Raw genomic sequence first — 9,599 nt, 5'->3', positions numbered from 1 at the left:
GCGCCCGCTGCTAGAGCGGCACGGCGTCGGCGAAAGGTTGGGCAAGGCATGATCCTCGTCTTCGGACAGACCGGCCAGGTCGCGCAGGAGCTACAGCGCCTCGCTCCAGATGCGGCGTTCTTGGGCCGGAATAGGGTCGATTTGCGTGATCCCGGCGCCGCAGCGAAAGCGATCCGGGAGGCCAAGCCTGAGGCCGTGATCAACGCCGCCGCCTATACGGCAGTCGACAAAGCTGAAGAAGAAGAGGCGCTCGCTCAAACCGTTAACGGTGACGCGCCCGCCGCGATGGCCGAAGCCTGCCGCGACCTTGGCATCCCGTTCGTTCACATCTCCACCGATTACGTTTTTGACGGCTCGGGCGATGCACCGTTCAAACCCACCGACCCGACCGCTCCGCTTGGCGCCTATGGCCGCACAAAGCTCGCCGGCGAAGAAGCGATCCGGGCTGCGGGTGGCCCCTTCGCCATTCTGCGCACCAGCTGGGTCTTCTCGGCACATGGCGGGAATTTCGTGAAGACGATGCTGCGCCTGTCGGAGAACCGCGATCACCTGACGATCGTCGCCGACCAGATCGGCGGGCCGACGCCAGCGAAAGCGATTGCCGGGGCCTGCCTTATCATCGCAAAGGAATTGCAGCGCGCGCCCGAGAAAAGCGGCGTTTACCATTTCTCAGGCTCTCCCGATGTAAGCTGGGCAGGCTTCGCGCGGGAGATCTTCGCGCGGGCCGGGCGCGGCGTGACGGTGGAGGATATTCCCACCGCCGACTATCCGACGCCTGCGAAACGGCCGCTCAATTCGCGGCTCGACTGCAGCGATCTGGCCGTGTTCGGCCTGAAAAGACCCGATTGGAGATCGGGATTGAATGAAATGTTAATTGAATTGGAAGCGGTATGACGAAACGCAAAGGCATTATTCTGGCGGGCGGCTCGGGCACGCGGCTTTATCCGATCACGATGGGCGTCTCGAAGCAGCTTCTGCCGGTCTATGACAAGCCGATGATCTACTATCCGCTGACGACGCTGATGCTGGCGGGCATCCGCGAGATCGCGGTGATCACCACGCCGCATGATCAGGAGCAGTTCATCCGCACGCTCGGCGATGGCAGCCAATGGGGGCTGAACCTGACCTATATCACCCAGCCCTCGCCCGACGGTCTGGCGCAGGCCTATCTGCTGGCCGAAGAGTTCCTCGCCGGCAGCCCTTCGGCGATGGTGCTGGGCGACAATATCTTCTTCGGCGCCGGGCTGGGCGAAATCCTCAAAGCGGCGAATGCGACCACGGATGGCGGCACCGTCTTCGGCTACCGCGTCCGCGACCCCGAACGCTACGGCGTGGTAGATTTCGACGAAAACGGCACCGTGCGCGCGATCATCGAGAAGCCCGAAGTTCCGCCCTCGCAATTCGCGGTGACGGGTCTCTATTTCCTCGACGAGACCGCGCCCGAACGCGCCAAGACGATCACGCCTTCCGCCCGTGGCGAGTTGGAGATCACCTCGCTTTTGGAAACCTACCTGCATGACGGTGCGCTCTCGGTCACGCAGATGGGCCGGGGCTTCGCCTGGCTCGACACCGGAACGCATGGCAGCTTGCTCGACGCTGGCAACTTCGTCCGCACGTTGGAGGAGCGGCAGGGGCTGCAAAGTGGCTCGCCAGATGAGATCGCCTTCGAGAAAGGCTGGATCAGTGCCGACGCGCTAGCCGACCGGGCGAAGAAATTTGGCAAGAACAGCTATGGCGAGTATCTGCTGCGCCTGATCGAGTAAGCGACCGTGGCGCGAGTGACGATCCTGATGGCGACACGCGATCCGGGTCCGGAGCTGCGCGATCAACTGGAAAGCCTCGCGGCGCAAACCCATCGGGATTGGCTTCTGATCGTCGGGGACGACAGCCGAACCGACGCCGCGCATAACGTCTTGGCGGAGTTTGCGCGCAGCCATGATGTTCAGATCGTGAGAGGCCCGCGGATCAGCGCGGGAGGGAATTTCCTGTCTCTGCTGCAGGGGATCGACAGCGCGCAGCAGGATTTCCTCGCCTTTTGTGATCAGGATGATGTCTGGCTACCGGATCGGCTTGCACGCGGGATTGCCGCATTGGGCGAGGGGGAAGCTGCGCTTTATTGCAGCCGGACTTGGGTCTGCAACGCTGATCTGGAAGACCAGCATCTCTCCGTCCGACACACGCGCCCGCCGTCTTTCCGCAATGCACTGGTGCAGAATATCGCGGCGGGAAATACCATTCTCCTGAACCCGGCCGGGGCCGAACTGGCCATCTCTGCGGCGCGCGAACTGCAAGTTGCGCCGCGTCATGACTGGTGGCTCTATCAGCTGTTCACCGGGTGCGGTGCGCGGGTCATTTATGATGCAAAGCCCACGGTTCTCTACCGCCAACACGGGGGCAACGCGGAAGGGGCGAATGTGAAAATACGCGCCAAGCTCTCGCGGCTCGGGCGCATGCTGTCCGGCGATTGGCGGTGCTGGATCGACGATCAATGTGCAGCTCTCACTGCATCGGCGCATCGGTTCACGCCCGAGAACCAGGCCATTTTTGATCGCTTCAAGAGGATGCGCGAGGCGGCTTTTTCGACCCGTCTGAAAGAATTCGCCCGGCTGAGGCTCTATCGCCAAAGCCGGGCGACTACGCTGGCCCTCTGGATCGGGGCCGTATTTCGGAGGATTTAGGGTCTTAAATCCGGAAGATCGGCTGCAACAAGCGCGGCAGAAGGCCCTTGAACTTCAGCGGCGCATCGGTCGCGGCGAGGCAGATGCAGACATCCTCCATCCCCGCGATCGGTGTGTGATCGAGATCGTCATCCGCCACTTCCACATCGCCGACGCCAAAGCGCCCGGTCTCGTCCGAGAAGGACCCCTGCAGAACCAGAGTCAGTTCCAGCCCGCCATGGGTGTGATCCGGGACCGCCATCCCCGGCGGGATATAGAGAAGCCGGGCCGACCCTTCTTTATCCTCGCTCAGGATGGCCTGCTTGATGCCGCCGCCTAGGGCCCGCCAGCGCGGACTGTCGGCACCCATCGCCTCAACCACGGCGCCCGGATAAATCCCGGCGCGCGCAGGTTGATCAGCGACGATCACATCCTCGTCGTCCAACCCGTCAAACACACGTCGCCGCAAATCGTCGCTGGGAGCCATGCCTTTCAGGTCATCCAGAACAAGCCCGCCCGCCAGTTCCTCTGCTTCGAGCCGTGCACGACACTCGTCGCACTGGCTCACATGCGCCGCCACGACCAGCGAGAACGCATGACCGAGCGAGCCGGTCGCGTAGGACCGTACCAACCAATCGGGCAAATGATGCGTAATCTCGGTCATTCTTCTCTCAGATCCCTTAACTCGTGTCTAAGCTTCTCCAGCGCTAGCCGGATCCGCGATTTAATCGTCCCAAGTGCGAGACCTGTCGCCTCGCGTATTTCAGCCTGTGTGAGTTCCCCCACATAGGCCCGCTCAATGATCTCGCGCTGCGCTTCCGGCAGTGCCTCGATCGCTTGACGCAGCTGCGCCGCTTCCTGTTCCAGCCCGATCGCCGAATCGGCTTCACGGGTTTCCCGCGTCTCGGCCTCGGCGATCAGCTCGTCTGGAACGGGCCGGGGCCGTCTTCGGATCACATCAATCTGTCGATTGCGCGCAATCCGGTAAATCCATGCCGAGGCGCGTGCCCGCGTCTCGTCGTAAAGATGTGCCTTCCGCCAGATCGTGAGCATCACGTCCTGAACCACATCCTCCGCCGCCGCCTGCGTCATGCCGGACCTTACCAGCATTCCCTTCAGTCGCGGCGAGAAGTGATCATAGAGCCGCGCGAAGGCCATTTTGTCACGCTTGTCACGAACGGCCACGAGCCAATCGGTCTGCTCGCAAGCCGCCTCGGGCGTCGGTTTCGCTGATTTCCTGTCGTCCATTCTCTTCCCGGCAAAGGCCTGACCCGCCGCGATTGGCGGGGTCCCTGTGGTGTCGAAGTTGATGGTCGCATCTCTCAGCATGTGACCGATACGCAGCTTATGAGATAGCGGTTCACATGCGATGCGAAAAAACTTCTGATCCAAACGGTAATATGCACCGTTACGCCTTCAAGAGCTTGGGAGAATTCGAATGTCATTTGATGCCCTGCATCCACATGCGCAACGCATCGCGATCATCGGATCCGGGATTTCCGGTCTGGCGGCGGCGTGGCAACTCGCGCCACATAATCGCGTCACCATCTATGAGGCGGAGACGCGGCTTGGGGGGCATTCGCGCACGATCACGGCGGGGCGCAACGGCGATCAGCCGGTCGATACCGGGTTCATCGTGTTCAATTACGCGAATTATCCGCATCTGACGCGCCTGTTCTCCGAGCTCGATGTACCGGTCGAGAAATCCGACATGAGCTTTGGCGTGACGATAGATCAAGGCCGGATCGAATATGCTTTGCGCGACCTGAACAGCCTCGTTGCGCAGAAGCGGAACTTGGCCCGGCCGGGTTTTCTGCGGATGGTCGCGGATATCGCGAAGTTCAACGCGAAGGCCGTCTCTGTCGCGCAAAGCGATGACGTGACGATTGACGGTCTGCTGGATGAGTTGAATCTGGGCGAATGGTTCCGGCGCTATTACCTGCTGCCGATCTGCGGGGCGATCTGGTCCACGCCTGCCGATCAGATCGGCGCGTTCCCGGCCAAAAGTCTCCTGCGCTTCTTCGAGAACCATGCGCTTTTGTCGGCGACCGGTCAGCATCAATGGTGGACGGTCTCGGGTGGGTCGATCGAATATGTTAAGCGGCTGGAGGCCGCCCTGCGTCTTCGCGGCGTCGAATTCCGCACCGGCACCCCGGTCACCGCGATCGAGCGACAGCGCAATTCAGTCACTATTTCGGCGGAAAAGGCCCTTCCGGATCAGTTCGACCAGGTCATTATCGCCACCCATTCCGATCAGGCGCTCAAGCTTCTGGCCAAGCCGACTGCGCAGGAACAGGCCGCGCTTTCGGCGGTCCGCTATCAGCCCAACGACGTTTATCTGCATCGCGACGTGGCGCAGATGCCGCGCCGCCGCGCGTGCTGGTCCAGCTGGGTCTATCAGGCCCAGACCCGCGCGAATGAGACGCGGCTTGGCGTGACCTATTGGATGAACAAGCTGCAGAACATTCCCGAGAGCGATCCGCTTTTCGTCACGCTGAACCCCGATGCGCCGATTGCCGAGGAGACGATCTACGATCACGAGGTCTTCTGGCACCCGGTCTTCGATCGCGCAGCGATACAGGCGCAGGGCGAAATCCAGTCGATACAGGGTCTGAATCGGACATGGTTCGCCGGTGCGTGGCTACGTCATGGTTTCCACGAGGATGGGTTCGCTTCGGCGGTTCGGGTGGCGCGCGAGCTCAATCGCGGGGCGCAGCCGCAGGTCGATTTCGAAAAGGTGCCCGCATGAGCGGTGAGTTCTGCCCCGGTCATACGGTTCATGCGCGGCGGGGCGCGATTTCCCACCAGTTCCGCTATCACGTCGACTACGTGATGATCGATCCCGACGCGCCGGGTCCGTGGCCGCGGATTTTCTCGCGCCGCGGACGCAACCTCGCGACGGTGCATGACAAGGATTACGGCGGGGCGCCCGGTCGCGGCGAGGGTGCTGCATGGGTCCGTAAACAGCTCTCGCGTCACGGTGCGCCCGAAATTACGAAGCTACGCCTACTGACCCAGCCGAAGATCCTCGGGGCGGGGTTCAACCCGGTGAATTTCTGGCTGGCCTATGATGCGCAAGATGACCTGCGCGCCGTGATCGCAGAGGTAAACAATACCTTCGGCGACCGTCACTCCTATCTCTGCGCCACCCCGAATTTCGACCCTATTTCTGCGGAAACCGAGCTCCACGCCGCGAAAATCTTCTACGTCTCCCCGTTCCAGACCATCGCCGGGGAGTATCGTTTTCGCTTCGACATCGGAGTCGAGCACATCCGCATCCGCATCAATCACCGCAATGGCGAGGAGGGCGTCGTGGCCACCCTCGCGACCCAACGCCGCAAACTGACTTCGGCGGCGCTTCTCGGTATGGCGCTGCGCCGTCCGCTCACCCCGATCCGCACGCTCGGCCTGATCTATTGGCAGGCCCTGCGGCTCAAGCTCAAAGGCGCCCGCTACCTGTCGCGGCCCACACCCCCCAGCGAGGAGATCAGCCAATGATGCCTTTCCTGACCAACCGGATCCGCGGCGAATTCCTCGCGACCTGCGAGAAGATCGAGCAGGGGACGCTGCATCTGCGCCTGCCTGACGGCACCGTGCGCAGTTTCGGTCGCGGGGAGCCGCAAGCCGACATGGAAATCCGCGATTGGCAGGCCGTGGTGGCGATGGCGTCTCGCGGCGATGTCGGGCTGGGTGAGGCCTATATCGCGGGGCTGTGGGAGACCTCCTCGATCGAGGCGCTTCTCTCCCTCGCGCTGAAGAACCTCGATGTGGTCGACGGCTATGCCTATGCGGGCTTCTGGTCGAACCTGAAGTTCCGGCTGATCGACCGGCTGATGCGGGCCAACTCGCTGCGTGGCGCGTCGCGCAACATCCGGGCGCATTACGACGTGGGCAACGAGTTTTACCAGCTCTGGCTGGATGAGGGGATGAGCTATTCCTCCGCGCTTTTCGCGCCGGGGGACAACGATCTGCACCGGGCGCAGAACCGCAAGCTCGACCGCATTCTCGACCAGATGGGCGACGGGGAACAGGTGCTGGAGATCGGCTGCGGCTGGGGCCATTTCGCCGAACGCGCGGCCGAGCAGGGGCGTCGCGTTACCGGGATCACAATCTCGCCCAGCCAGAAAGGTTACGCCGATGCGCGGCTCGACGGGCGGGCAGATATCCGGTTGCAGGACTATCGCCATACGCCGGGGAAATTCGACCATATCGTTTCGATCGAAATGATCGAAGCGGTCGGCGAGCGGTATTGGCCGAACTATTTCCAAACCGTGAAAGATCGCCTGGCGGAGGGCGGCTCTGCGATGATTCAGGCCATAACAGTGTCTGATTCCTACTTTCCGAAATATCGCGAGACCTCCGATTTTATCCGGCAATATACTTTCCCGGGCGGGATGCTTCTGTCCGACGGGGTGATCCGCGATCAGGCGGCGAAGGCCGGGTTGGCGGTGAAGGAAAGCTTCGCCTTCGGGCAGGACTATGCTGAGACCTGCCGGCAATGGGCCACCCGTCTGAAAGAGCGCAGCGCGCGGGCGACCGAACTTGGCTTCGGGCCGGAGTTCCTGCGCAACTGGTCTTATTATCTCGAAGCCTGCGCGGCGGCCTTTGCGGTCGGCCATACCGATGTGGTGCAGGTCCAACTGGCACATGCGAGGGCGTAATATGTTGTTAAAATTGCTTTTCACCCTCGCGGTTCTGATCCTGGCGGCTCTCTTGATCCGGCACTTCTTCTTCTCATTCCCGGCGCAAAAGTCTGCGGATTACGCGGCCGAGAGCCCGGAATTCGACATTCGCCGGGCCTTCGAGGGCCCTGTCGAGGCGCATGGTATGATCTATGGGCCGGACGGTCGGGTCACGTCGCGCTTCCGCGCCGTGATGACGGGGCGGTTCACCAATGATGGCGGCGTGATCGAGGAGGAGTTCGAATATGCCTCCGGTCGGCGACAAAGTCGCGCCTGGAATATCCAGTTCGGGCCGAATGGCGAGATCAGCTCGACCGCCGACGATATCGAGGGGCGCGCCGAGATGGAGCAGTCGGGCAATGCGCTGCGGATGCGCTATCGGCTGCGGCTGCCCGAGGATGCGGGCGGCCATGTGCTCGACGTGACCGACTGGATCTATCTGATGCCCGATGGGACGCTGCTGAACCGGTCGCAGATGCGCAAATTCGGGATCAAGGTCGCGGAGCTGTTCGCCGTCATGCGACCGATGACCGAACCGGCCGAGTGATCACTCGAAGCAGTTCGCGCGCCCGTCTTTCTGGATCGTCGCCGCGCCGTCCATGATGGACTGCGCGCGGCGCGACAGGAAGCTGCCGGGCTTCGCCGCCGAACGGTCCTTCGGGTCGGGCAGGACGCCAGCGATCAACGCGGATTGGCGGGCGTTCAGCTTGTCGGGCGTGGTGCGGAAATAGCGATGCGCGGCGGCATCGACGCCAAACGCGCCTTCGTCGAATTCAGCGACGTTAAGATAGATTTCCAGAATCCGCTTCTTGCCCCAGATCGCCTCGGCCAGCGGCGTCATCGACGCCTCAAGCGCCTTGCGCAGCCAGTTTCGGCCCTGCCAGAGGAACACGTTCTTCACGGTCTGCTGGGTGATCGTCGAGGCGCCGCGATTGGCGCCATCGTCGATCGCCTTGCGGATCGCGCGCATGTCGAAGCCCCAATGGTTGCAGAAATTCGCATCCTCCGCCGCGACGACGGAGCGGGCGAGCACGGGTGCGATATCCTCGATCGGCACCCATTTCTGATCGACGGCACCAAGACGCTGGCGTTCGCTCCACATCGTCCAGGTGGTCGGCGGATTAACGAATTTGAACAGGACCATCAGCACAAGCACCAGCGCAACGAGACCCATCACGCCCCGCAGGGCCCATTTCAGGGCGGTGCGGAAAGGCGCGCGCATGCTGCTGGAAACGCTCGATTTCGTGCTGCGTTTGGCGGGTTTTCGGCCCGATTTTTTCTTGCTCTTAGCCATGTGCGTATAAGTCACAGCGTGCCCCGAAGGGTCAAGCGACAAGCAGTGCCAATTCCGGTCCACGCGCGACCTGTCGCGCGGTTACCATGGTTTCGATCGGCGCATCGGACGCCCGCATCCACGCGGTGCGTATTTCGCGCGCGATACCGTGGTCGTCTTCAAGGACGACGTTGCCGGGAAACAGGCTCTCGGTCGGCGCGCCCTCGGCCATAAGGATGTGATGGCGCGCGAAAAGCAGGTGGCGGTATTGCACGCGCGGGCGCGGAGCCACCCGAATGCTCTTGCCGTTCACGAGGTGCTTGGCGGCGACCAGAACTTCGCTATGGGCGCAGGCGATCTCGGCGCGCCAGCCGCGCAGCAACATCCGATGTTGTTGAGACACGTAAAGAGCGCGTCGATTTCCCATAGCCCCCGGCGCGAACCGGATCGGCGCATAGGCCCCGACGCCGCGACAGACCCGACCACCCGTCCAAAGAAGAGGCTGCGGCCCGTCGTCCTCGGTGATGACAAGATCGCCCGCCTTGAGCCGCTCCACCGGTCGCGGCCCGTCGGGCGTGTCGATCCGCGTCCCGGCGAGGAAGCATTCCGGCCCCAGATCGCCGACCGGGGCCTGGGTGCTCTGCGTGACATAGGTGGAGCTGATGAAGGTCGCGTTGTGGAGGATCGTGCCATCGGACGGCGTGAACACGGCACTCCCGTCGCGCAGGTAGAACGTGTCGCCGGTGATCGTCTCTTGCACGCCATTCGGACGCTCGATGGTGATCGTGTCGCCACGCCAGACATCTTCGACGCGTTGGCCGTTGATCGTGTCGCGGGCACTGTTGCTGCTGGAAATCCAATTGTCGTTATTCCGATCGACAATTTCATATGTCGTCGGTGAAAGCGCCGTGCCCGCAGCGGGCGGACTGCCCGGATCCATGATGTAGAACTGGTCGTAATAGGTTGCCATTTTTGCTGCTCGAGTAA

General features: G+C 62.4%; 11 protein-coding genes. 7 read left to right on the top strand and 4 right to left on the bottom strand.

Annotated elements, in window-relative coordinates:
* Nucleotides 1–48 precede the first annotated feature (48 nt).
* The 3 genes from rfbD to BMI87_RS20445 are packed head-to-tail and all read left to right on the top strand — an operon-like array spanning nucleotide 49 to nucleotide 2,678.
* Nucleotides 49–894 (top strand): dTDP-4-dehydrorhamnose reductase, encoded by an 846-nt coding sequence (rfbD, locus tag BMI87_RS20455; protein WP_078523345.1) that lies wholly within the window; start codon nucleotides 49–51, stop codon nucleotides 892–894.
* Nucleotides 891–1,763, top strand: coding sequence for a glucose-1-phosphate thymidylyltransferase RfbA (gene rfbA, locus BMI87_RS20450; protein WP_078523344.1), 873 nt, complete (start codon nucleotides 891–893; stop codon nucleotides 1,761–1,763). Before rfbD ends, rfbA begins: the two co-directional genes overlap by 4 nt.
* 6 nt (nucleotides 1,764–1,769) lie before the next feature.
* On the top strand, nucleotides 1,770–2,678 hold the full coding sequence (locus BMI87_RS20445) for a glycosyltransferase (protein WP_371326897.1): 909 nt from the start codon (nucleotides 1,770–1,772) through the stop codon (nucleotides 2,676–2,678).
* 4 nt (nucleotides 2,679–2,682) lie between these two features.
* On the opposite strand, the gene BMI87_RS20440 is transcribed toward BMI87_RS20445, so the two are convergent.
* Nucleotides 2,683–3,321: a ChrR family anti-sigma-E factor gene (locus tag BMI87_RS20440; protein WP_078523342.1), complete on the bottom strand. Its 639-nt coding sequence runs from the start codon at nucleotides 3,319–3,321 to the stop codon at nucleotides 2,683–2,685.
* A complete protein-coding gene (locus BMI87_RS20435; protein ID WP_371326896.1) occupies nucleotides 3,318–4,049 on the bottom strand; it encodes a sigma-70 family RNA polymerase sigma factor in 732 nt (243 codons plus the stop codon). The genes BMI87_RS20440 and BMI87_RS20435 overlap by 4 nt, the downstream gene beginning before the upstream one ends.
* A 46-nt stretch (nucleotides 4,050–4,095) precedes the next feature.
* Here BMI87_RS20435 and BMI87_RS20430 point away from each other — a divergent pair, with 46 nt between their 5' ends.
* From BMI87_RS20430 to BMI87_RS20415, 4 genes are read left to right on the top strand one after another with little or no spacing between them, the layout of a single operon-like run.
* Nucleotides 4,096–5,406: an NAD(P)/FAD-dependent oxidoreductase gene (locus BMI87_RS20430; RefSeq protein ID WP_078523341.1), complete on the top strand. Its 1,311-nt coding sequence runs from the start codon at nucleotides 4,096–4,098 to the stop codon at nucleotides 5,404–5,406.
* A complete protein-coding gene (locus BMI87_RS20425) occupies nucleotides 5,403–6,155 on the top strand; it encodes a DUF1365 domain-containing protein (RefSeq protein ID WP_078523340.1) in 753 nt (250 codons plus the stop codon). Before BMI87_RS20430 ends, BMI87_RS20425 begins: the two co-directional genes overlap by 4 nt.
* On the top strand, nucleotides 6,155–7,318 hold the full coding sequence (locus tag BMI87_RS20420) for a cyclopropane-fatty-acyl-phospholipid synthase family protein (protein WP_078523346.1): 1,164 nt from the start codon (nucleotides 6,155–6,157) through the stop codon (nucleotides 7,316–7,318). Before BMI87_RS20425 ends, BMI87_RS20420 begins: the two co-directional genes overlap by 1 nt.
* Before the next feature lies 1 nt (nucleotide 7,319).
* Nucleotides 7,320–7,886, top strand: coding sequence for a DUF3833 domain-containing protein (locus tag BMI87_RS20415; RefSeq protein WP_078523339.1), 567 nt, complete (start codon nucleotides 7,320–7,322; stop codon nucleotides 7,884–7,886).
* Here BMI87_RS20415 and mtgA read toward each other — a convergent pair whose 3' ends face one another.
* Both mtgA and BMI87_RS20405 read right to left on the bottom strand, forming a co-directional pair.
* The gene (gene mtgA, locus BMI87_RS20410; protein WP_078523338.1) at nucleotides 7,887–8,633 is read right to left on the bottom strand and encodes a monofunctional biosynthetic peptidoglycan transglycosylase; all 747 of its coding nucleotides are present in this window, start codon (nucleotides 8,631–8,633) and stop codon (nucleotides 7,887–7,889) included.
* Between the two features lie 31 nt (nucleotides 8,634–8,664).
* A complete protein-coding gene (locus tag BMI87_RS20405) occupies nucleotides 8,665–9,582 on the bottom strand; it encodes a Hint domain-containing protein (RefSeq protein ID WP_078523337.1) in 918 nt (305 codons plus the stop codon).
* Nucleotides 9,583–9,599: the final 17 nt, after the last annotated feature.

It is taken from the genome of Thioclava sp. F28-4 (genome assembly GCF_002020045.1).
Classification (GTDB): domain Bacteria; phylum Pseudomonadota; class Alphaproteobacteria; order Rhodobacterales; family Rhodobacteraceae; genus Thioclava; species Thioclava sediminum.
The sequence above is the reverse complement of the archived record's forward strand: the minus strand, read 5'-3'. Positions and strand labels throughout refer to the sequence as shown.

Excerpts from the sequence above, each read along its gene's own strand:
- rfbA (WP_078523344.1), top strand. The coding sequence starts at position 891 with ATGACGAAACGCAAAGGCATTATTCTGGCGGGCGGCTCGGGCACGCGG.
- BMI87_RS20415 (WP_078523339.1), top strand. The coding sequence starts at position 7,320 with ATGTTGTTAAAATTGCTTTTCACCCTCGCGGTTCTGATCCTGGCGGCT.
- BMI87_RS20425 (WP_078523340.1), top strand. The coding sequence starts at position 5,403 with ATGAGCGGTGAGTTCTGCCCCGGTCATACGGTTCATGCGCGGCGGGGC.
- BMI87_RS20430 (WP_078523341.1), top strand. The coding sequence starts at position 4,096 with ATGTCATTTGATGCCCTGCATCCACATGCGCAACGCATCGCGATCATC.
- BMI87_RS20405 (WP_078523337.1), bottom strand. The coding sequence starts at position 9,582 with ATGGCAACCTATTACGACCAGTTCTACATCATGGATCCGGGCAGTCCG.
- mtgA (WP_078523338.1), bottom strand. The coding sequence starts at position 8,633 with ATGGCTAAGAGCAAGAAAAAATCGGGCCGAAAACCCGCCAAACGCAGC.
- BMI87_RS20420 (WP_078523346.1), top strand. The coding sequence starts at position 6,155 with ATGCCTTTCCTGACCAACCGGATCCGCGGCGAATTCCTCGCGACCTGC.
- BMI87_RS20440 (WP_078523342.1), bottom strand. The coding sequence starts at position 3,321 with ATGACCGAGATTACGCATCATTTGCCCGATTGGTTGGTACGGTCCTAC.
- rfbD (WP_078523345.1), top strand. The coding sequence starts at position 49 with ATGATCCTCGTCTTCGGACAGACCGGCCAGGTCGCGCAGGAGCTACAG.